Origin of the sequence: Nonomuraea gerenzanensis (assembly GCF_020215645.1) — a bacterium.
Classification (GTDB): domain Bacteria; phylum Actinomycetota; class Actinomycetes; order Streptosporangiales; family Streptosporangiaceae; genus Nonomuraea; species Nonomuraea gerenzanensis.
The window spans coordinates 7,116,934-7,137,410 of sequence record NZ_CP084058.1 but is presented as its reverse complement, the minus strand read 5'-3'; the positions used below and the strand labels follow the sequence as shown (position 1 = coordinate 7,137,410).

General features: G+C 74.0%; 18 protein-coding genes and 1 pseudogene. 6 read left to right on the top strand and 13 right to left on the bottom strand.

Annotation, left to right across the window (positions count from 1 at the left end; genetic code table 11):
• Window positions 1-73: 73 nt before the first annotated feature.
• Window positions 74-589, bottom strand: a complete 516-nt coding sequence (locus LCN96_RS33335; RefSeq protein WP_225266396.1) for a GNAT family N-acetyltransferase — start codon at window positions 587-589, stop codon at window positions 74-76.
• Window positions 590-647: 58 nt separating this feature from the next.
• Window positions 648-1,730 carry a ribosome small subunit-dependent GTPase A gene (rsgA, locus tag LCN96_RS33330; RefSeq protein WP_225266395.1) on the bottom strand — a complete coding sequence of 361 codons (1,083 nt, stop codon included), beginning with the start codon at window positions 1,728-1,730 and terminating at the stop codon, window positions 648-650.
• Between the two features lie 311 nt (window positions 1,731-2,041).
• On the opposite strand from rsgA, the gene LCN96_RS33325 reads away from it, so the two are divergent.
• Window positions 2,042-4,102, top strand: coding sequence for an MFS transporter (locus LCN96_RS33325; RefSeq protein WP_318528321.1), 2,061 nt, complete (start codon window positions 2,042-2,044; stop codon window positions 4,100-4,102).
• A 166-nt stretch (window positions 4,103-4,268) separates the two neighbouring features.
• Here LCN96_RS33325 and LCN96_RS33320 read toward each other — a convergent pair whose 3' ends face one another.
• From LCN96_RS33320 to LCN96_RS33300, 5 genes are all read right to left on the bottom strand, one after another.
• Window positions 4,269-4,526 carry a hypothetical protein gene (locus tag LCN96_RS33320; protein ID WP_225266394.1) on the bottom strand — a complete coding sequence of 86 codons (258 nt, stop codon included), beginning with the start codon at window positions 4,524-4,526 and terminating at the stop codon, window positions 4,269-4,271.
• A gap of 129 nt (window positions 4,527-4,655) precedes the next feature.
• The gene (locus LCN96_RS33315; RefSeq protein ID WP_225266393.1) at window positions 4,656-5,240 is read right to left on the bottom strand and encodes a TetR/AcrR family transcriptional regulator; all 585 of its coding nucleotides are present in this window, start codon (window positions 5,238-5,240) and stop codon (window positions 4,656-4,658) included.
• Window positions 5,241-5,358: 118 nt separating this feature from the next.
• The gene (locus tag LCN96_RS33310; protein WP_225266392.1) at window positions 5,359-6,150 is read right to left on the bottom strand and encodes an SDR family NAD(P)-dependent oxidoreductase; all 792 of its coding nucleotides are present in this window, start codon (window positions 6,148-6,150) and stop codon (window positions 5,359-5,361) included.
• Between the two features lie 66 nt (window positions 6,151-6,216).
• Window positions 6,217-7,197: a patatin-like phospholipase family protein gene (locus tag LCN96_RS33305; protein WP_225266391.1), complete on the bottom strand. Its 981-nt coding sequence runs from the start codon at window positions 7,195-7,197 to the stop codon at window positions 6,217-6,219.
• A gap of 329 nt (window positions 7,198-7,526) precedes the next feature.
• On the bottom strand, window positions 7,527-8,333 hold the full coding sequence (locus LCN96_RS33300) for an NAD-dependent epimerase/dehydratase family protein (protein ID WP_225266390.1): 807 nt from the start codon (window positions 8,331-8,333) through the stop codon (window positions 7,527-7,529).
• A 94-nt stretch (window positions 8,334-8,427) separates the two neighbouring features.
• Here LCN96_RS33300 and LCN96_RS33295 point away from each other — a divergent pair, with 94 nt between their 5' ends.
• On the top strand, window positions 8,428-9,069 hold the full coding sequence (locus LCN96_RS33295) for a class I SAM-dependent DNA methyltransferase (protein ID WP_225266389.1): 642 nt from the start codon (window positions 8,428-8,430) through the stop codon (window positions 9,067-9,069).
• Window positions 9,070-9,077: 8 nt separating this feature from the next.
• On the opposite strand, the gene LCN96_RS33290 is transcribed toward LCN96_RS33295, so the two are convergent.
• Window positions 9,078-10,391: an FAD-binding oxidoreductase gene (locus LCN96_RS33290; protein ID WP_318528320.1), complete on the bottom strand. Its 1,314-nt coding sequence runs from the start codon at window positions 10,389-10,391 to the stop codon at window positions 9,078-9,080.
• A gap of 47 nt (window positions 10,392-10,438) precedes the next feature.
• Here LCN96_RS33290 and pdxR point away from each other — a divergent pair, with 47 nt between their 5' ends.
• The gene (pdxR, locus tag LCN96_RS33285; RefSeq protein ID WP_225266388.1) at window positions 10,439-11,857 is read left to right on the top strand and encodes a MocR-like pyridoxine biosynthesis transcription factor PdxR; all 1,419 of its coding nucleotides are present in this window, start codon (window positions 10,439-10,441) and stop codon (window positions 11,855-11,857) included.
• A 4-nt stretch (window positions 11,858-11,861) separates the two neighbouring features.
• Here pdxR and LCN96_RS33280 read toward each other — a convergent pair whose 3' ends face one another.
• Both LCN96_RS33280 and LCN96_RS33275 read right to left on the bottom strand, forming a co-directional pair.
• Entirely contained in the window at window positions 11,862-13,655 is a 1,794-nt protein-coding gene (locus tag LCN96_RS33280; protein WP_225266387.1) for a serine/threonine-protein kinase, read from the bottom strand.
• Window positions 13,656-13,726: 71 nt separating this feature from the next.
• Window positions 13,727-14,467: an SDR family NAD(P)-dependent oxidoreductase gene (locus LCN96_RS33275; protein ID WP_225266386.1), complete on the bottom strand. Its 741-nt coding sequence runs from the start codon at window positions 14,465-14,467 to the stop codon at window positions 13,727-13,729.
• 114 nt (window positions 14,468-14,581) lie between these two features.
• Here LCN96_RS33275 and LCN96_RS33270 point away from each other — a divergent pair, with 114 nt between their 5' ends.
• Window positions 14,582-15,205, top strand: coding sequence for a TetR/AcrR family transcriptional regulator (locus tag LCN96_RS33270; protein WP_225266385.1), 624 nt, complete (start codon window positions 14,582-14,584; stop codon window positions 15,203-15,205).
• Window positions 15,206-15,211: 6 nt separating this feature from the next.
• Here the strand turns inward: LCN96_RS33270 and LCN96_RS33265 are convergent, their stop codons facing one another.
• Genes LCN96_RS33265 through LCN96_RS33255 form a run of 3 tightly spaced genes read right to left on the bottom strand, consistent with a single transcriptional unit; the run spans window position 15,212 to window position 18,482 of the window.
• Window positions 15,212-15,961 (bottom strand): ABC transporter permease, encoded by a 750-nt coding sequence (locus LCN96_RS33265; RefSeq protein ID WP_225266384.1) that lies wholly within the window; start codon window positions 15,959-15,961, stop codon window positions 15,212-15,214.
• Window positions 15,962-16,008: 47 nt separating this feature from the next.
• Window positions 16,009-16,938: an ABC transporter permease gene (locus LCN96_RS33260; RefSeq protein WP_225266383.1), complete on the bottom strand. Its 930-nt coding sequence runs from the start codon at window positions 16,936-16,938 to the stop codon at window positions 16,009-16,011.
• Window positions 16,935-18,482: an ABC transporter substrate-binding protein gene (locus tag LCN96_RS33255; protein WP_225266382.1), complete on the bottom strand. Its 1,548-nt coding sequence runs from the start codon at window positions 18,480-18,482 to the stop codon at window positions 16,935-16,937. Before LCN96_RS33255 ends, LCN96_RS33260 begins: the two co-directional genes overlap by 4 nt.
• A gap of 165 nt (window positions 18,483-18,647) precedes the next feature.
• Between LCN96_RS33255 and LCN96_RS33250 the strand changes: the two are divergent.
• Both LCN96_RS33250 and LCN96_RS33245 read left to right on the top strand, forming a co-directional pair.
• Window positions 18,648-19,669, top strand: a pseudogene (locus LCN96_RS33250) (FecCD family ABC transporter permease).
• Entirely contained in the window at window positions 19,669-20,466 is a 798-nt protein-coding gene (locus LCN96_RS33245) for an ABC transporter ATP-binding protein (RefSeq protein WP_225266381.1), read from the top strand. The pseudogene LCN96_RS33250 and the gene LCN96_RS33245 overlap by 1 nt, the downstream one beginning before the upstream one ends.
• Window positions 20,467-20,477 lie beyond the last annotated feature (11 nt).

The window sequence follows — 20,477 nt, the reverse complement described above, 5'->3', positions numbered from 1 at the left end:
GCACCGGCGGCGGGACGCCCGCTACGGCCTCGCCTGCGCCGGACGCCTCAGCGCCTCTTCGGCCTCAGCCGCCTCACACACCGAACGCCGCCGGATAACGGATGGTCCCGGACGGCACCGGCTGCTCCGGATCGAGGACGAGGGCCATCATGTACTGATCCTCGACCTCGAACGGCGCCCTGATCCCGTAACGGGAGGCGGGCACGAACCCGAAACGCGGGTAGTAGGTGGCGTGGCCGAGCACCAGGACGAGACTCTCGCCCTGCTCCCGGGCCGCCTCCAGCCCGGCGCGGACGGCCGCGGCCCCGGCGCCGCGCCCCTGCGCCTCCGGCCGGACGGCGCACGGCCCCAGCGTGAGAGCCGGAGCGCCGTCCACGTGGCAGCGCGTGAGCAACGCGAACCCGGCGACGGGCTCCCCGGGCCGCTGCGCCACCCACGACAGGCCGGGCAGCCACGCCGCCGGGTCGGCACGCAGCGCCTCGACCAGGTCGGCCTCGTGCGGGGTGGGGAAGGCCGCCAGGTTGACCTCGCGGATGGCGGCGAGGTCGGCGGTGGTCTCGGGTCGGGTGGTCCAGGTGCTGGTGGTCATCGCTGGTGGGTTTCCGTTCCTGTGCTGTCCTGCGTGCGCAGGACGTGGCGGATGCTGGTCATGACTGCTGGTCCCTGAACCGGTACGTCGCGCGCAGGTGCCTGGTGATGGCCTTCTGCTGATCGGCGCGCTCGCCGCGCACCCGCGCGTCCGTACGGGCCGCCGCCCACGCGTTCTCGCGCAGCAGCTTGCGGTAGCTGGCGAGGCGGCGCTCGGCCAGCTCGCCCGCCCGGATGGCGGCCTGGACGGCGCAGCCCGGCTCGCTGCCGTGCGCGCAGTCGCCGAACCGGCAGTCCTCTGCCAGGCGTTCGATCTCGGCGAAGACCTGTTCCAGACCGTCGGCGGCGTCGTACAGGCTGATCCCGCGCAACCCCGGCGTGTCGATGAGGACACCGCCGCCGGGCAGGGGCACCAGCTCACGCCGCACGGTGGTGTGGCGGCCCTTGCCGTCCTGGGCGCGTACCTCGCCGATGGCCAGCCGTTCGTCCCCGAGCAGCGCGTTGCCCAGGCTGGACTTGCCCGCGCCCGAGGACCCGAGCAGGACGGTGGTGCCGCTCAGCATGGCGGTCAGCACGTCGAGGTTCTGGCCGGTCGTGGCGCTGGTGACCAGGATGTCGACACCGGGTGCCAGCGTGCTCGCCTCGGCGCGCACGGCGTCGGCGTCGGCGGCCAGGTCCGCCTTCGTCAGGACGATCAGCGGCTGGGCGCTGCTGTCCCAGGCGATGGCCAGCAGCCGCTCCAGGCGGGCCGCGTCCAGGGAAGTGGCCAGGGAGACGACGATGACGACGGTGTCGACGTTGGCGGCGAGCACCTGCCCGTGGGAGGTGCGCGACGCCGAGGAGCGCACGATCGTGCTGTGCCGCGGCAGCAGCGCCACCAGCCGGGGCTCGCGGCCTGGGCGCAGCGCGGCCCAGTCGCCGGTGCACGGCATCAGGAGCGGGTCGGACGCGTGCGGCACCGCGAGGGCGACCCGCACCGGGCCCGACCCGGTGATCGCCGCGCACCGGCCGCGATCGACGCGGGCGACACGAGCCGGTACGAGCCCGGCCGCGCGATGTTCGGAAAAGGCGTGGTCGAGTGATTGCGTCCATCCGTACCGGGACAGCCCGGACTCGGAGGGATCGCTTGTGAAGTTGGACAACGTGAGACACCTTGCGGGAAGGGGCCCCGACGAGACGCAGCCACCAGCCTCGCGCCGTACGCCTGACGGCTACCGCGAGGGGGAGAAAAGGGTCAGACCGGGGCCCGGGACGTGAGGAATGTCCGGGCGCTGCACACGGCAGCGGTCTTCACCGCGGTCATCAAACCTCACCTCCCTCTCATCCGAGATCCAACACCGAACGATCGGCAGCCTAGCACGCGCCGCCGGGACTTCCCGCACCCTGTCCATGTGCACTCTACACATCCTGTGTATAGTCCAAACGGACTTAACGGGCAATAAGGGGACATAAAGTGCACTCCGCGCCTACCTCGCGCTCCGGCGGCGGCATCGTCAGCGTGCTCGCCGTGGCCGGCATCGTCGGCTCCCTCATGCAGACCCTGGTGGTGCCGCTGGTCGGCGAGCTGCCCCGGCTGCTCGACGCCGACGCGGCCGACACCTCCTGGGTGATCACCGTGACGCTGCTGGTCGGCGCGGTCGCCACCCCGGTGGTCGGCAAGCTCGGCGACCTGTACGGCAAGCGCCGCATGATGCTCGCCTGCTCGGTGCCGCTGGTCGCCGGATCGGTGGTGTGCGCGCTGGCCGGATCACTGCTCCCGATGATCGCCGGACGCGGCCTGCAGGGGCTCGGCGTCGGCATGATCCCGCTGGGCGTCAGCGCGCTGCGCGACCTGCTGCCCCCGCAGCGGGTCGGCCCGGCGATCGCGCTGATGAGCTCGTCCATGGGCATCGGCGGCGCACTCGGCCTGCCGATCTCCGCGGCCGTCGCCGAGTACGCCGACTGGCGGATGTTGTTCTGGGGCGCCGCCGCGCTGAGCGTGCTGGTCGCCGTGCTGATCTGGCTGCTCGTCCCGGCCACGCCCGCCCACGGCCGCGGCCGCCTGGACGTCGCCGGCGCCGCCGGCCTCGGCGTCGCGCTGGTCTGCCTGCTGCTGGGCGTGTCCAAGGGCGCCGAGTGGGGCTGGGGCAGCGGCACCACGCTCGGGCTGCTCGGCACCGCCGTCGTGGTGGCGCTGCTGTGGGGCATGTGGGAGCTGCGCGTCCGCGACCCGCTCGTGGACCTGCGCACCACCGCCCGTCCTCAGGTCCTGCTCACGAACGTCGCCTCCGTCCTCATCGGCTTCGCCATGTACGCGCAGTCGCTCGTCGTCATCCAGGTGCTCCAGCTCCCCGCGGAGACCGGCTACGGCCTGGGCCAGTCGATGCTCGCGGCGGGGCTGTGGCTGGCGCCGTCGGGGCTGATGATGATGGCCGTCTCCTCCCTGGGCGCCCGCCTGTCGGCCGCCCGGGGGCCCAGGACGAGCCTGTTCGTCGGCGCGCTGATCATCGCAATGGGGTACGGGGCCGCGGTCGGGCTGATGGGCTGGGCATGGGGATTGATGGTCGCCGGCAGCGTCGGCAGCATCGGCGTCGGCCTGGCCTACGGGGCGATGCCCGCGCTCATCATGGGCGCCGTGCCGCAGAGCGAGACCGCCTCGGCGAACAGCTTCAACACCCTGATGCGCTCCATCGGCACCTCGGTGTCGGCCGCGGTGGTCGGGGTCATCCTGTCGCAGTTGACGGTGAGCATGGGTGGGCACGTGCTGCCGTCGGAGTGGGGGTTCCGGACGGTGCTGCTGGTCGGTTGCGGTGTCGCCCTGGTCGCGGCCCTCGTGACCCTCACCCTGCCCAGGCCCCGCCCCGCCACCGCGCCCGCATCCTCGCCCGCCGCGCCCGCATCCTCGCCCGCTGGGGCCGCGCCCCTGCCCGCCGGGGGCGTGTCCTCGTCTTCCGGGGCCGTGTCCCCGCCTTCCCTGGCCGTGTCGCCGGCTTCACCGGCAGCGTCCACGGCCCACCCGGCAGGCGCGGTCGGTGCGGCGGCCCCGGCTTCGGACGCACCGGCCCGGCCTCCCGCCGAGCCGCCCGTCACGACCGCCACCCAGGCCTGGCCGCCTGCCCCGGTGCGGATCGGGCACGAGGAGCTGGGCCCCTGGCGGGACGCGTTCCGCCCGTCCGCGCCCGCCCGGACGAGCCACGCGGAGCACGAGCCCCCACGCTCGCCAACCACGAACCAGCCTCCCGACGCCACCGCACCGGCCCGCGAAGACGCCGAGCACCTCGGATCGCCCGGTACGACCGCTGAGACCACCGTCCCGCGCGCCCGACTCGCCCCACTGAGCATGGAGAACGCCGAACTGCGCGCCGACAACACCGCCCTACGTGAGGAGAACCTCGAACTGCGCGCCGACAACACCGCCCTGCGCGAGGAGAACCTCGAACTGCGCACCGAGAACGAAGCCCTGCGCAAGGAACTGGACGTCCTCATGCAGGGCGTCTCGTCCTGGGTCCAGAACCTGGCCGACCGCGCGGGCTGACCTGGCAACAACGGTCAGCGTCTTGCTGCCGCGCCCACCGGGCAGACTCACCTGATGATCCTTCACTCTGCTGACCGAATCCGAAAGTGGTCCCCCCGCGTTCCTGGAATTCTCATGAACGCGAAAAGGCCCGCCGACCAGAATGTCGGCGGGCCCTTTCAGTGGATCAGCGCTTCTTGTGGCAGTGCCACTTGTAGTAGTAGTGGTAGTGACCCTTCTTGTGGTAGTGGCCCTTGTACCAGTGACCGGCCTTGTACCACTTCTTGTACCAGTGCTTGTGCCAGTAGTAACCGCTCGGGCACTTCACGGTGGCACTGACCGCGGTGGCGTCGGCGGCGACGCTGGCCTGTGCGGGAGCCGCAGTGGCGAGTCCGGTAAGGGCCAACGAGGCGGCGAGGACGCCGCTCGCGAGGAGCTTTCGCATGATCCCTTCCTTTCCGTGAGATTGATTCTCACCATAGGAAGGCCGCTAATTCCGCTCTATGCACTAATACGCGCTCGACGGTGATTCTTCGGAGCGGATCGATGAAGTAATTCCCGGCGGTCCCACAATTCACAGCCGTGCGCTCAGCGAGCGCCAGACACGATCCGGCAGGACCTGTGCCGCCTCCGCCAGGTCGATCTCCGGCGCCCCCGCCAGCCACCGCCTGGTCACCTCGGCGACGGGCCCGATCAGCAGCATCTCCACCTGCGCCACGGGCAGGCGGGCGACCGTGCCGGCGTCCATGTGCCCGAGGATCCAGCCGTTCAGCCGCTCGAGTCGCGGCGCCTTGTCCGCCGCGATCCGCTCGGCGTACGGACCGAGGTCGATCGCGTACGGTGCCGCATGGATGAAACGGGCCTCGCCGGGATGGTCGGCGGTGAAGCCCAGATAGGCCGTCACCGCGCGGCGCACGCCGTCGCGGGCGTCCGTGGCCTGGTCCACGGCGCTGATCAAGGTGTCGAGCAGCGCGCCCATGCACCGGCTGTAGAGCGCGGCGGCCAATCCCTCCAGGCTGCCGAAGTGGTGGTACACGCTGCCCATGCTGACGCCGCTGCGCGCGGTCAGCGCTCTGAGCGTGAAGTCGTCCGGGTAGATGTCCAGCGCCGTGTCGAGCAGCCTCCTGATCGTCTCCTCGCTGCGCTTGTGCCGGGTCATCGCGCCACCGCCGTGGTTCGAGTGAACGGGCTCACCGCGCCGTGGCCGAACCTCCGGCGTCGCCCCGCGTGCGCGGGTTCGTCGCGTCGCCGCCGGCGTCTCGCCCGGTCACGCGGGTTCATCTGGCTGCCGTTAGCGCTTGGGCCTCGTCCCAGATGCGTCGCGCCAGTTCCCCGTCCAGCGCCGGCCCCTGAAGTGGCACCTTCGCCGTCTGGTCGAAGTAGCGGCCGGTGCCGGTGCCGCCCACCAGCGCCACGACCGGCCCCGCGCCCTGCTCGACCGTCGCCCACCTACGCTTCACGACCTTGAGCAGCCACCCGGCGGGACCGCTGCGGTCACCGAGCCCGGTGCGGATCACGCCCGGGTGCACGGCGTCGATCGTGACACCCGCCTCCCGCCACCGCTCGGCGAACAGCGGCACGGTCAGCAGGTTGCACAGCTTCGTGTCCGCGTACGTCCGCAAGGACGAGAAGTCCGCCCCCACGGACGTGCGGCCGGGCTCGGCCCTGCCCTTGACGTAGAGCCCCGCGCTGACCTGCACCACCCGCCCGAGCCGATCCTCCAGCAGCCGGTTGAGCAGGAACGGCGCCAGGTGGTTGACCGCGAACGACTCCTCCACCCCATCGGCCGTCAGGACGCGGCGGCTGGGCCAGATCCCGGCGTTGTGCACCAGTACGTCCACGCGCGGGCACCGCTCCCGCAACTCCTCGGCCAGCCGCCGCACCGACGCGACCGTCGTCAGGTCGCCCGCCACGAACTCGACGTTCCCCTGGATGCCCGCCGCGGCCTGCCGGCCGCGTTCCGGGTCCCGTGCGACCAGCAGCACGCGGTGCCCGTCGCCGGCCAGGCGTTCGCACACCGCGTGCCCGATGCCGCGACTCCCGCCGGTCACCACCATCACAGAGGCCATGGCAGAGCATCTTTCTAAAGAATTGCTCTAGTTTCAAGGGGGCACGTCCTTCGAGCGCCGCCTGCCTCAAGAGACGGAAACGCCCTTGAGCACCGCCGTCGCGGCGGTGTGACCCACCTCGAAGGCCGTCCGCAGCAGCGCCGCGTCACTCTCCAGACGGCTGATGGCCGGCGAGGTGTCCGGCGGGCGGATGGACAGGACGGCGGGACCGTCGCTCAGGGACGGCCCGTCGAGATCGTGCTCGGCCAGGAGGCGGTCGTCGGCGGCCAGCCTGGCGTCCCGCGACAGGAACGCCGTCCGCAGTGCCGCGCTGTGCCGGCGCAGGCCGACGCCGGTGACGAGCCGCGCGCCCCACGACGGGGACGTACGCGGGGAGGCACTGTCCACGAGGCGGCGTGAGCGCAGGACGAGCACATGGGTGGCGCCGTCGCGCAGCGCCTGGCGGAAGGGGATCGACTCGGCCACGCCCGCGTCGTACAGCAGCCGGTCACCGAACGCCACGGGCGGCCCGGCCAGCAGCGGCAGCGCGGCGCTCGCCCGCAGAGCCAGCTGCAGGGCCCGCTCGTCGGTCAGCGCCGCGTGCAGGTCCACCGCCTCGCCCGTCAGCACGTCGGTGGCGAGCGGATGGAACTCGATCGGCGCGGCCAGCACCGAGGCGAAGTCGAGCGGGAACTCGCGGACGTAGACCGTCTCGATCAGGCCCCGCACGTCCACGACGGGACGAGCGCGCAGTACGTTGCCGCGGCGGATCAGCGCCTTGGCGAACACCGGGTCGGTCCAGCCGCGCAGCCCTTCGGGGCGGGCGCTCAGCAGCCACGCCCCCGAGATCGCCCCCGCGGAGGCGCCGTAGACGGCGTCGAACAGCGGCAGCAGGCCGAGCTGCTGGATCGCCAGCGCCATGCCTGCCGACACGGTGCCGCGCATCCCGCCGCCCTCGATGGCCAGCGCCACCCGGTGGCCGTCGGTCCGCTCGCCGGGCCGGCTTCCCTCGGCCGCCCGGCGCGTCAGCACCGCGAGCATCCGATGCCGGCTCCTGACGTCGTCCACAGCGGCCTCCTTCGGACCTGGGATCAAGAGGACCACGACAGATTACGCCGCAGCCCGCCGACGCCCGCGCTGGGGTCGGGCAGCAGTCCGTACGCCTCCGCCGCCCGTTCGTGCGCGAGCCATTCGCACGTCTGCGGCCATTCGCACGTGCGTGGGCGCGCGGAGGTCAGGCGGGACGCCGGATGCCTCGCCGCCCACACGTCCGCGCGCCGCCTGCGCCCCCGCGCCGCCTGCGTCCCCGCGCCGCCCGCGCGCCGCCCGCGGGACGGTGCGCGGTCGCCGGGGCGGCGATCGCCATGCCGTGGACGGTCCGAGCCGAACCGCTGCGATCAGGACGGCGTGCCGCCCAAGGCGTGCCGCAGGGTGTAGTCGGCGCCGGCATAGAGACCGCCCTGCAACTGGCCGTCGGAGAAGAACTCCGCGGCGCCGGGGACGCGGCCGGCGTAGGTCTCCGCGTCGTCGAGGGGCCGATAGCCGAGGTCGTCGTCGAGCTCCCAGAACCGGCGGGTGTTGGCCGACACCGCGTACGCAGCCGTGAAGCCGAGGCCAGGCCGGGTCAGCGCCGCCCAGACGAACCCGGCGCAGTCGCGCGGGCTCAGCCAGGTGGCCAGATGCCGGGGCTCGCTCGGCTCGGGCTCCAGGCTGCCGATGCGCAGGCACACCACCTCCAGGCCGAACTTGTCGGCGTACAGCCGCCCCAGCGCTTCCACGGCGACCTTGCTGACGCCGTACACGCCGTCGGGCCGCGGCGGCATCTCCGCCGAGACCGGCTGCGCGGCCGGGTAGCAGCCGGTCAGCCGGTTGCTGCTGGCCAGCACCACGCGCCCGACCCCGGCGAGCCTGGCCGCCTCCAGCACGTGGTGGGTGCCCAGGACATTGCCCTCCAGGAGGTCGGCGAGCGGCGCCTCGTCGGGCACCCCGGCCAGGTGCACGATCGCGTCGGCGCCCTCGACGAGCGGCCGGACGTCCTCGACGCCGCCCAGCTCGGCCTGCCGGACCTCCTCGCCCGGCCCACCGGCGGTCAGCGGTGCCCGGTCGACCGAGATCAACCGGCGCAGCCGGCGCCGCAGCGGCTCACGCAGCACGGAACCGACGCTGCCCGCAGCGCCGGTGAGCACGACCGTCTCCATCGACATGTGCCGCAGTATGGCAGCGGCCACCGACATTCCCGGTCGCGGCCACGCCTCATCATGGCCGTTCCCGATCACGTCGGTACTAGGGTGTCGGCCCATGAACGCGGACAACTGGCTGGAGGACACCCGCGCCTCCTACGACACGGTCGCCGTCAGCTACGCCGACCAACTGCGCGACGCGCTCGGCGAGCGCCCTTACCTGCGCGCGGCCCTGGCCCTGTTCGCCGACCTGGTACGCGCCGCCGGCGGCGGACCGGTGGCGGACGTGGGCTGCGGACCGGGGCACGTCACGGCGCACCTGCACGAGCTGGGCGTGGACGCCTTCGGCCTCGACCTCTCCCCGGCCATGATCGACGTGGCCCGGCGCGACCATCCCCATCTGCGGTTCGAGGTGGGCTCGATGACCGACCTCGACCTGCCCGACGCCTCGGTGGGTGCCCTGCTAGCGTTCTGGTCGCTGATCCACGTCCCCGACGACGCGATTCCCGGCGTGTTCGGCCACTTCCGCAGGGTGCTGCGGCCCGGCGGGCCGCTGCTGGTCGGCTTCCACGCCGGCGACGAGTCGCACCTGAAGACGCGCGGGTACGGCGGGCATCCCATGAAGGTGTACATCCACCGCCGCACCCCCGATCAGGTGGCGGACCGGTTGCGTGACGCCGGGTTCACGGTCGAGGCCCAGCTGCTGCTCGACCTCGACGAGCGCGCCCCCGGAGCCATCGTCTTCGCGCGCAAGCCCTGACCGGAACGTCAGCCGCCGACGGGGAAGTTGGCGCGGAAGACGCCGTGCGGGTCGTGGCGGTGCTTGACGGCGCGCAGCCGAGCCAGGGCCGCCGGGGTGAAGGCGTCCGCCGCCGTCTCGGCGGGGTTGAGGAAGGTGAACGGCTTGCGCCCGCTGACCGGCAGGACCCCGGCGAGATCGCGCTGCTTGGCGGCCACGGCCTTCGCGGCGGCCGGATCGGCGGGGATGCCGAACAGGTAGAGCGCGTAGGGCTCGGTCAACGGCCCCTGCGGCGTGTCCGACGGCCGGGCGAACGCGCCGCCGAGGTGCCGGACCTGCACGCTGAGCAGCGGCGCGATCGGCTCGGCGAGCAGGGCCTTGGCCGCCGCGTCGTCCAGCCCGGTCAGCAGCTCGGCGCGCGAGAGGCCGGGGCCGGGGTCGGTGGGCTCGGCGGTGATGCCGCCCAGCTCGGAGACGGCCATGACCCGCCGGCTGTCGGACAGCGGCGGGGCCAGGCGGTCCAGCGGCGCCAGCAGGTCGCGGGCCGCGTCCTGCTCGCCGAGGTACGTGGCGTCCACGGCGACCATGGGGGCGGAGCCGGGGAAGTGCAGCAGGTCCAGCCAGACCGTCAGCTCCTCGGGCGCGGTGGCGGTGATCCGGCGGTAGGCGTCCATGACCTCGCCGGCGTGCTCGCCCGACCACAGGACCCGGCCGCCGAACAGGCGCGGCGCCGGGAACAGCGCCAGCTCCAGCGCGGTGACGACGGCGAAGTCGCCGCCCCCGCCGCGCAGCGCCCAGAACAGGTCGGGGTCGGAGCCCGCGGTGACGTGCCGCTGCCGCCCTTCGGCGTCCACGACGTCGAACGCGGCGACCGCGTCCGCCACCCACCCGTGCGCCCGGCCGAACCAGCTCAGCCCGCCCCCGAGCGCCACCCCCGCCACGCTGACGACGGGGGAGCTGCCGGGCAGCCCCGTCAGGCCGTGCGGGGCGGCGGCGGCCTGCAGCTGTCCCGACCGCACCCCCGCGCCGACCCGCGCCCGGCGCGCCGCCGGGTCGAGCTCCAAGGTCTGCAACCGGCCCGTACGCAGCAGGATCGTGCCCGCGGCGCTGCCGGACGCGCCGTGCCCGTTCGGCTGCACGGCGACGCTCAGCCCCGCCGCGCGGGCGAAACGGACGAGTGCGGCCACGTCGTCGGCGTCGGCCGCCTCCACCACGGCCGCCACGGGTTGCTCGACGGCCAGGTTCCAGGGGCGGTGGGCCGTGTCGAAGCCGGGGTCGCCGGGCAGCAGAACGGGGCCTCGGACGGCGGTGCGCAAGGTGTTCATAGCGTTCATGGCGTTCATGGACCCAACGCTACGGTCGGAAAAGACCCGATATAGGGTGCATTTTCGTGTCGGATTCCTGGGTCAATGTGGCGCAGCGGCTCGGTGCCGATCTGCATCTGGAGCTGGCAGGCCGGGGCAGCCGGCGCGCCGCGCTGGCCCGCGCGCTGCGCGAAGCCGTACGGGACGGCAGGCTGACCGCGGGCACCAGGCTGCCGCCCTACCGCTCCCTCGCCGCCGACCTCGGCCTGGCCCGCAACACCGTCGCCGACGCCTACGCCGAGCTGGTCGCCGAGGGCTGGCTGGTGGCCCGGCAGGGCTCGGGCACCCGGGTGGCGTCCCGCGCCGAGCCCGCCCGGCGGCCACGCGCGCCGGGCAGGGTTCCCCCGCGCCCGTCCCCGCCCGTCCACGACCTGCGGCAGGGCCGGCCCGACGCCGCCTCGTTCCCGCGCTCGGCCTGGCTGGCCGCCGCCCGCCGCGCGCTGAACGCCGCCCCGAACGAGGCCTTCGGCCCCGGCGACCCGCAGGGCCGCCCCGAGCTGCGCCGGGCGCTGGCCGAGTACCTGGCGCGAGCCCGCGGCGTGCGCACCACGCCGGAGCGGATCGTGGTCTGCGCCGGCTTCGCGCACGCGCTGCGGCTGCTGTTCGGCGGCAGGGTGCTGCGCGGGCCGCTGGCCGTGGAGTCCTACGGGCTCGCCTTCCACCGCGCCGTGCTGGCGGCGGCCTCCGTCCGTACGGTGCCGCTCACGCTCGACGAGCACGGCGCCCGCACCACCGAGCTGGACGGGCTCAAGGGTGTCAGGGCGGCGCTGCTCACCCCGGCACACCAGTTCCCGACCGGCGGGCCCCTGCACCCCGAGCGGCGCGTGGCCGCGGTGGCCTGGGCCCGCTCCGGCGGCGGGCTGATCCTGGAGGACGACTACGACGGCGAGTTCCGCTACGACCGCGAGCCCGTCGGCGCGCTCCAGGGCCTGGACCCGGAGCGGGTCGTCTACCTCGGCTCGACCAGCAAGAGCATCTCACCGGCGCTGCGCCTCGGCTGGATGGTGCTGCCGGAGCACCTGCTCGCCCCCGTCCTGGCGGCCAAGGGCGAGCGGGAGGCCTGGACGGGCGTGACGGACCAGCTCACGCTCGCCGACTTCATCGACTCCGGCCACTACGACCGGCACCTCCGCCGCATGCGCCAGCGGTACCGCGACCGGCGCGACCGCCTCGTCGCCACCCTCGCCGCCCGCGCGCCGCACCTCACCACGACCGGCATCGCCGCCGGGCTGCACGCGGTGCTGCACCTGCCGCCCGGCACCGAGCACGCCGTCGTCAAGGCCGCGGCCCGGCAGTCGATCGCGCTGGAGGGCCTCGCCGGCTACCGCCACCCGGCCGCCGTCATGCCCGCCCGCGACGGCCTGGTGATCGGCTACGCGACCCCGCCCGACCACGGCTACGGGGCCGCGCTCGACGCGCTGTGCCGCGTCCTGCCTCCCGCCTGACCGGTCACCAGCGCACCCACGGGCTCTCGGCGCCGCCGCCCCAGGTCGTGCCGCCCGTCGCCCGCCACCGCTGGCGCACGTCGGTCTTGGCTCCGGTACGCGGGGCCGTCACCTCGAACGGGCCGCAGGTCGCGACCCCGCCCCCGGCCGGCGGGGTGAGGCCGGTGCAGAGGAACGGCTGGGAGAGGTTCCTGTCGGCGTCGGTGTCGTAGAGCTGCACGTGGACGTCGGATCGTACGGATCCTCTGACCTGGCCCTTGAGGTGCAGGGTGTCACCCACCACGGCCATGCAGGGCGACATCTCGGCTCCGCCGCCCGTGGCGATCCAAGGGCGGCACTGCCAGGACGGCGCCGGCTCCTGCGACGGCGGCTTTTCGTCCTCCTCCACCGGCTTGTCCACCTGAGGGGAGGTCTGCCGCGGCTTGGGGGTGCGGACGCGGCGCGTGGGCGGGGTGGTCGAGGGTGGCGGGGTGGTCGGGGGCTCGGTGGTCGGCTGCTCCTGGGGGATCTTGCGTTTCGCGAGCGGCTTGGCGGACGGCGTGGTGGTGGCGGGGGTGGGCGTGATGACGGACAGGTTCGCCGCCTCGCCGGCCGGGGGTGTGGACGGGGCGGGGGCCGCGCCTGCGTCCGGTGTGCGCCACGGACCGCTTACGGCCACGGCGGCGGCGACGGCCAGCGCGGCGGTGGCGGAGGCGGCGATGAGCAGGCGCTGCCGCGAACGGCCGCGCCTGGCCGAGGTCTGGGTGTCCTCGCCGGACGGTGCCACGGGCGGCAGGGTGTGCGGCTGGTCGTGCGGTGGCGCGCTCGATGCCGGTGGGGCGGGCGGCTGGCTGTGCGGCGGCGGGATGGGCGCCCCGTTGTGCGGCGGTGGGGTGAGCGGTGACGGCGGGGGCGATGGCGGGTTCGCGGCGGCGAGGGGCTCGGAGGTGGTGGAGACGGCCTCGTCCCGGGGGACAGGGGGCAGGGCGGGCAGGCCGGCCAGCGACGGGGCCGCCTCCCTCAACGCCGCCGCCACCGCGTACGCACCGGGCCGCCCCGCCGGATCCTTGGCGGCGCACGCCTGGATGAGCGCCCACAACGGGTCGGGCATGCCGGGCAGCCGGCGCGGCGTGGCCGTGGCGTGCTGGCGGAGCAGGGCCATCGGATGATCGCCGACGAACGGCGGCCGCCCCGCGAGCAGCTCGTACAGGATCAGCCCGACGGCGTACACGTCCACGGCCGGCCCCGCCGCGGCGCCGTCGGCCACCTCGGGAGCCAGGTAGGCCGGGGTGCCGATGACCGCGCTGGTCTGGGTGAGGCCGGGGCCGTGGACGATGCGGGCCACGCCGAAGTCCGTCAGCCGCGCCTGGCCGGTGGCCCCGTCGATCAGGACGTTGCCCGGCTTGACGTCCCGGTGCACGACGCCGATGGTGTGCGCGGCCGCCAGCGCGTCGGCGACCTGGGCCATCAGCCGGGCCGCCTCCTCGGGAGGCAGAGTGCCGCGCTGCCGGAGCAGCCCGCGCAGGTCCCCGCCCTCGACGAGGTCCATGACCAGCGCGAGACGCTCTCCCTCGATGACGAAGTCGCGGACGGTGACGATGTGCGGGTGGCGCAGGGCGCGCATCACGTTGCGCTCCTGCACGAACCGCAGGACCAGGTCGCTGTCCCCGGCCAGGCCGTCGCGCAGCAGCTTGACCGCCACGATCTCCCCGGTGTCGCGCTGCCGCGCCCGCCAGACCGCCCCCATCGCGCCGCCGCCGATCTCGTCGAGCAGCACGTACCGGCTGCCCAGCGACGCTCCGGCCCCGCCCTGAGCCATCAGTGATGATCCCCCTCCGCCGTGTGGAGATCAACAATAGCCAGGACGGCGAGGGGGCAGGAAGATCATGCTCAGGCTCTGATCTGGTCGGTGGGGCGGATGAGCAGCTCGTTGACCGCCACGTGCGCCGGCTGGGTGACGGCGTACGTGACGGCGGCGGCGATGTCCGCCGGCCGCAGGCTGCGCATGGACTCGGCCATCTCCCGGGCCATCGCCCGGATCGACGGATCGGTGATGTGGTCGGCCAGCTCGGTGGCGACGAAGCCGGGCTCGACGACCACGACCCGGACACCCTGCGCGGTGACCTCCTGCCGCAGCGCCTCCGAGAAGGCGGTGACGCCGAACTTCGTCGCCGCGTAGACGGCGCCGTAGGCCGAGGCGGTCCGGCCGGAGGTCGAAGAGACCTGCACGACGGTGCCCTTGCGCTCCAGCAGGTACGGCAGCGCCGCGTGCACCGTGAACATCGAGCCGAGCAGGTTCGTCTCGACCATGCGGGTCCACTGCGTGGTGTCCGCGCCCGCGATCGGGCCGCTGAGCATCACCCCGGCGTTGTTCACCAGGATGTCCAGGCCGCCGAAGCGCTCGGCGGTCGCCGCGACGGCGGCACGTACCGACTCCTGGTCCGTCACGTCCAGGTCGAGCGGGAGCAGCTCGCCCGGCGCCCGGTCCGCCAGGAGCTTCAGCCGGTCGGCGCGGCGGGCGCCGGCCGCGACGGAGGCGCCCGCCGCGGACAGGGCGAGCGCGGTGGCCTCGCCGATGCCCGAGGACGCGCCGGTGACGAGGGCGACCTTGCCGTGCAACGTGGTGCTCATGTGTTGGCTCTCCAAGTGTCTCGGAACTAGCGGACCAGTCGGTCACTTTCAGCGTAACGGATGAAACGGACCGGCTGGTCACCTTGCGCTAGACTGATCGCGGGAGGGAGAGACATGGCTGGGACGACGCCCGCCGCCTCGTCGCGCAGCGACGCGGTGCGCAACCGCCGGCTGCTGCTGGACGCCGCGGCGGAGCTGTTCGCCGAGCGCGGCGTGGAGGTGTCCATCGGAGAGATCGCGCAGCGGGCCGGGGTGGGGAAGGGCACGGTCTTCCGGCACTTCGCCGCCAAGGACGAGCTGCTCGCCGCGATCATGCTGGGCATCCTCGGCCGGCTCGCCGACACCGGGGACGAGCTGCTCGCGGACGGCGACCCCGGTCCGGCGCTGCGCCGGTTCATGACGGTCTGCGTGGAGACCTTCGTCGGTGACCGGGCGTTCTGCGAGACCGTCGGGCGGCCGTCCCTGCAGCACGCGGAGGTGCGCGAGGCCATCCATCGCCTGTGCGAGGTCGCGGAGCGGCTCACCGCCCGCGCCCGGCAGGCGGGCGCGGTCCGGCCCGGCATCACCGGCATCGACGTCGTCCTGCTGGTGAGCGGCGTCCAGCACACGGCCGAGCCGCTGCTCGCCGCCGAGCCGGAGGCCTGGCGCCGTTACCTGGAGCTGGCCATCGACGGCATCACCGTCGATACGGGGCGCGAGCTGCCGCACCCGCCGCCGTCCAGCCTGCGTCTGGACTGAAGGGCCTCAGGTCCGCCTGGTGGCGTGCAGGGAGTCGGCCACGAGCGCGACGGCCAGCCCCGTGACGGCGAGCGCGAGCGCGGGCACGATCGCCAGCCGGGGCGCGGTGACCAGCAGCGCGGTGGCCTCGCTCACCATGCCGCCCCAGTCGGTGGCGGGCGGGGGCAGGCCGATGCCGAGGAAGCCGAGCGAGGTGACGGCGACCAGCGTACGGGCGAAGTCGGCGGTGGCGACGGTCAGGACCGGCCCCGCGAGATGCGGGCCGATGGTGCGGCGCAGCAGGTAGAACGGCGACGCGCCGATCGCCCGCACGGCCAGCACGTGATCGGCGGAGGCCACCCGGCGGGTGGTCGTGTGGGCGACGAGAGCGCAGCTCACCCAGCCGAGCGGCACCAGCGCGGCCAGCACGGTGAGCTGCCCGGGCGGCAGCACGCCTGCCAGCGCGAGTGCCGGGGTGAGGCCCGGCAGGGCGAGCGCCACGGTGGCCGCGAAGCGCAGCAGCCGGTCGGGGATCCCGCCCGCCAGCCCCGCCACGGCGCCGGCGATCGTGCCGAGGGCCGTGGTGAGCGCGGTGATGACGAACGTGATCAGCAGGGAGGTGCGGCCCGCCGTGGCCGTCCTGGTGAGGAGGTCGCGGCCGAGCTGGTCGGTGCCGAGCCAGTGGCCGGGGCCGGGCGGCAGGAGGGCGCGTGTCAGGTCGGGACGGTACGGGTCGTGGCCGGTCAGCAAGGGGGTGAGCAGGCAGAACAGGACCACCAGCCCGAGGGTGACAACACCCCCACGGCCTTTCGGCAACGGGTGCGTCATCGGCGGCGCAGCCGGGGGTCCAGGGCCGACAGGCACAGCTCGGCCAGCGCCAGCACCAGGATCGTCGCCACCGCCACCACCAGCACGTACGCCTGCACGACAGGCAGATCCCGCTGCCTGATCGCCACCACGGCGAGCTGCCCCACCCCGGGCCAGGCGAACAACGTCTCCACCACCACGGCCCCGGCCACCAGCTCCACCAGCACCAGGCTGACGGCCGTGACCGCGTTCGGCGCCGCCACACGCAGGGCGTGGACGGTGACCGCCCGCCGCCGCCCCAGCCCCTTGGCGGCAGCGAGCCGGACGAACGGCAGCCGCAGGGCCCGCGCCAGATCGCCCCGCAGCAGCCGCAGCAGCGTGGCGGCACCGGTGAGCCCGAGCGTGAGCGCGGGCAGCACCACCGCGCCGGGGCCGGTGTCCCCGCTCGTGGGCAGCAACCGCCACCCCACCGCCACCACGCTGATCAGCAGGATCCCCACGATGTAGGGCGGCACACCCCCGATCGCCACCGTCACGAACGCCAGCACCCGGCTGTCGAGCGCCCGCGGCCGGACCGCGGCCCTGAGCACGACCAGCAACGCCAGCCCCGCCGCGACCGCCGCCGCCGCGACCGCCAGCCTTAGCGTGGCCGGCAGCCGCGCCAGGATCCCGGCCGCCACGGGTGACCGATCGACGTAGGAGCGGCCCAGGTCACCGCGCAGCGCGGCGAGCAGCCACCGCAGGTAGCGGGTGAACAGCGGCTGGTCGAGCCCCAGCTCCGCGCGCAGCGCCGCCACCCCGGCCGCCGTCGGCTGGACGCCGCCGCGCCGCAGGATCTCCTCGGCCGGGTCGCCCGGCGCGAGCGAGGTCAGCAGGAAGACCAGCACCGACAGCACCAGCAGCACGAGCAGCAGCTCGGCGGCGCGCCGCAGGACGACGGCCGTCACTTCGCCGGCGCCAGCCTGCCCAGGTCCACCACGTACGCCGCGCTCTGGGCCGCCCCGCCGACCTTGGCGGTCGTCACGATGGCGTTGTCCTGGTAGGCCAGCGCGACCATCGGCCGATCCGCCGCCAGCAGCCGCTGGATCCGGTGGTACAGCTCGCGGCGCCCGGCCGGGTCCGTGCGCGCCGCCGCCCGGTCCACCAGCTCGTCGAACTCGGCGTCGCGGTACCCGAGCCGGCGCTCCACGTTCCAGGACGCGTCGGAGCGCAGGAACCGCCGGAACAGGTAGTCGGCGTCGCCGTTCGGCACGCTGTACGCGCTGAGGAAGACGTCGTAGTCGCCGGCCTCCATCACGGCCTTGGTGGCCTCGGCCACGGTCACCTCGGCCGGCAGCCCCGCCTGCTCGAACGCGGCGCGCAACACCTCGGCGACGTCGGTGTAGGGGAACTGCCCGGTCTCGGCCGAGGAGATGAGGATGGTGACGGGCTGCGCCGGCGGCCCCGCTTCGGCCACGAGCGCGCGGGCCCTGCCCGGGTCGTACGGGGCGGTGATGCCGGGGTCGGCGAGGTCGCCGAAGACCGGCGACAGGAAGCCCGCGCCCGGCGTGGCCGTGCCGGCCAGCAGGGTGCCCGCGATGGCCCGCCGGTCGATGGCCAGGTCGGCGGCCTCGCGCAGCCGGGGGTCGGAGAACGGCTCGCGGGAGGCGTTGAAGGTCAGGTAGTGCGTCAGCACCGAGGGGCTGCGCACGACCCGGAAGCCGCTGTCACCGGCGATCGCGGCGACCTGGCCGGGCAGCAGCGCGCCCTTGTCGATCAGCCCGTCCACCTCGCCGGCCCGTAACGCGGCGACCCGCGCGTTGGCGTCCGGGATCACCCTGACCACGATCGTGTCGTAGGCGGGGGCCGTGCCGTGGTAGTGCGGGTTCGCGGCGAGCACGGCCTGCTGCCCCTTGGTCCAGCTCGCCAGCGTGTACGGCCCCGTGCCGATCGGCTCGCCGGCGAAGCCCCCCGAGGCGGCGAACGCCTTCGGCGACTGCACCATGCTGGAGAAGCCGGCCAGCCTGCCCGGCAGGTCGGCCACGCCCTCCTTCAGCTCGAACACCACCTTGCCGCCCTCGGCCCGCACGTCGTCCAGCTTGCCGTACGCGGCCTCCATCCCGGCGTCGAGACTGAAGAAGGCCGACTGCCGGGGCGCGATCCGGACGAATCGCTCCACGTTGGCCACCACCGACTCGGCGGTCAGCGGCGTGCCGTCACTGAACCGCACCCCCTCGCGCAGCGTGAACGTCCACCGCCGCCCCTGCTCCGCCACCGCCCAGGACGCGGCCAGCGCCGGGACGGGCCGCAACCGGTCGTCCACGGTCACCAGCGGCTCCCAGATCCGTAACGTCTGGTGAGCGTAGTAGGGGTCCTCGGGGCCGGCGACGAGGTCGCGCGGGGCGGCCAGGGTGAGCCGCCGCTCGCCCTCCCCGGCCGGCTCCTGGCCGCCGCACCCCCACAGGGCCGCCACCAGGAGCGCCATCACGATCGTCGCGGCTCGTCCTCGCACGTGTTTCTCCTGCCGACGTCCTGATCCGCTACGCAAACGATAACCGTCTTCATGCCGTACGGGGAGATCGCGGCGGTTTGTGGTGATACGGTCTTCCATCGAAAATGATTCTCGTTTTCTGGAGTGTCCTTGAGAACGTTGCCCGAGTCGCCCCCCGCCTTCGTGATGCCGCTGGTCGTCGCCGTGCTCGCGGCCGTCCTCACCGTGTCGGTGCTGCTGGCGATCGGGCTGGGCGCCGCCGCCGTGCCGCCGGGGGAGACGCTGCGTTTCCTGTGGGCGGCCGTGACCGCCGGGTCGATCACGGCCGAGGAGGTCACGGCGTACCAGATCATCTGGCAGGTGCGGACACCGCGCGTGCTGCTCGCCGTCCTGGTGGGGGCCGGGCTCAGCGTGGTCGGCGTGGCGATCCAGGCCATGGTGCGCAACGCGCTCGCCGACCCGTACGTGCTGGGCGTGTCCTCGGGGGCGTCGGCCGGGGCGGTGCTGGTGGGCGTCACGGGCACGCTCACCGCGCTGGGGATCTACGCGGTCTCGGCCGGCGCGTTCCTCGGGGCGCTGCTCGTCTCCGCGCTGGTCTACCTGGCCTCGCGCGGCGCCGGCGGGCTCTCGCCGCTGCGGCTGGTGCTGACCGGGGTGGCGATGGCGTTCGGCTTCCAGGCGGTGATGAGCCTGATCGTGTACTTCGTGCCCGACGGCGAGTCGACGAGCACCGTGCTGTTCTGGTCGATGGGCGGCTTCGGCGCGGCGACCTGGGGGCGCTGCCCGTCGTGGCGGTCGTCACCGCCGCCACCGTCGTGCTGCTGCGCCGCTTCGCCCGCAGCCTGGACGTGCTCGCCCTGGGCGACGAGACCTCGGCGAGCCTGGGCGTCGACACCGTCAGGCTGCGCCGCGGCCTGTTCGTGCTGACGTCCCTGGCGACCGGGGCGATGGTCGCGGTCAGCGGCGCGATCGGGTTCGTCGGGCTGATCATGCCGCACCTCGTGCGGCTGTGGACGGGGGCGGCGCACGTCCGCGTGCTCACGGTCGCGCCGCTCGCCGGGGCGATCTTCATGGTGTGGGCCGACCTGGTGGCCAGGACGCTGGTGGCGCCGCGTGAGCTGCCGCTGGGTGTGATCACCGCGCTGGTGGGCGTGCCGGTCTTCGTGGTGCTGCTGCGCCGCCGGGGCTACCTGTTCGGGGGACGCTGATGGCTCGCTTGCTGCTGGACGAGCTGTCGGTGTCCATCGGCGGCGCCCCGATCGTCGAGGAGCTGACGCTGGCCGTCGAGCCGGGCCAGGTGGTGGGGCTGGTCGGGCCCAACGGCTCGGGCAAGACGACGGCCCTGCGGTGCGTGTACCGGGCGTTGCGGCCGGCGGGCGGCGCCGTCCGGATCGACGGGCAGGATCTGGCGGCGATGCCGCTGCGTGACAGCGCCCGCCTGGTCGCCGCCCTCACCCAGGAGGGGCGCGCGGACCTCGACTTCACGGTCGAGGAGGTCGTCGGCCTCGGCCGCGCCCCGCACCTGCGCGGCAACCAGCCGCTCAGCGCCCGCGAACGCGAGCTGTGCCGCCAGGCGATGGCCCGGATGGAGGTGCTGCACCTGGCCGGGCGCGGCGTGCTGTCGCTGTCCGGGGGAGAGCGCCAGCGGGTCCTGGTGGCCAGGGCGCTCGTGCAGGAGCCGCGGGTGCTGGTGCTCGACGAGCCGACCAACCACCTCGACCTGCACCACCAGATCCGGCTGCTGTCGATGCTCAGGCACGCGGGGCCGGGCGTGCTCGTCACCCTGCACGACCTCAACCTCGCCGCCTCCGCCTGCGACCGGCTCGCCGTGCTCTCCCACGGAGCCCTCGTCGCCTGCGGCCCGCCCGCCGACGTCCTGACCTCCCGGCTGCTGCGCGAGGTGTTCGGCGTCGAGGCCAGCGTCGTCCCCCATCCCCTCACCGGAGTCCCCCAGGTGCTCTACGACCTGGGCACCGCCACGACCATGGAAGGAAATCCCGCGTGAACACACGTACC

Bases quoted from the DNA above. Each gene is read 5' to 3' on its own strand.
- LCN96_RS33280 (WP_225266387.1), bottom strand. From the start codon at position 13,655: ATGGCTCAGGGCGGGGCCGGAGCGTCGCTGGGCAGCCGGTACGTGCTG.
- LCN96_RS33245 (WP_225266381.1), top strand. From the start codon at position 19,669: ATGGCTCGCTTGCTGCTGGACGAGCTGTCGGTGTCCATCGGCGGCGCC.
- LCN96_RS33320 (WP_225266394.1), bottom strand. From the start codon at position 4,526: ATGCGAAAGCTCCTCGCGAGCGGCGTCCTCGCCGCCTCGTTGGCCCTT.
- LCN96_RS33315 (WP_225266393.1), bottom strand. From the start codon at position 5,240: ATGACCCGGCACAAGCGCAGCGAGGAGACGATCAGGAGGCTGCTCGAC.
- LCN96_RS33310 (WP_225266392.1), bottom strand. From the start codon at position 6,150: ATGGCCTCTGTGATGGTGGTGACCGGCGGGAGTCGCGGCATCGGGCAC.
- LCN96_RS33295 (WP_225266389.1), top strand. From the start codon at position 8,428: ATGAACGCGGACAACTGGCTGGAGGACACCCGCGCCTCCTACGACACG.
- LCN96_RS33270 (WP_225266385.1), top strand. From the start codon at position 14,582: ATGGCTGGGACGACGCCCGCCGCCTCGTCGCGCAGCGACGCGGTGCGC.
- LCN96_RS33275 (WP_225266386.1), bottom strand. From the start codon at position 14,467: ATGAGCACCACGTTGCACGGCAAGGTCGCCCTCGTCACCGGCGCGTCC.
- LCN96_RS33300 (WP_225266390.1), bottom strand. From the start codon at position 8,333: ATGTCGATGGAGACGGTCGTGCTCACCGGCGCTGCGGGCAGCGTCGGT.
- LCN96_RS33290 (WP_318528320.1), bottom strand. From the start codon at position 10,391: ATGAACGCCATGAACGCTATGAACACCTTGCGCACCGCCGTCCGAGGC.
- LCN96_RS33335 (WP_225266396.1), bottom strand. From the start codon at position 589: ATGACCACCAGCACCTGGACCACCCGACCCGAGACCACCGCCGACCTC.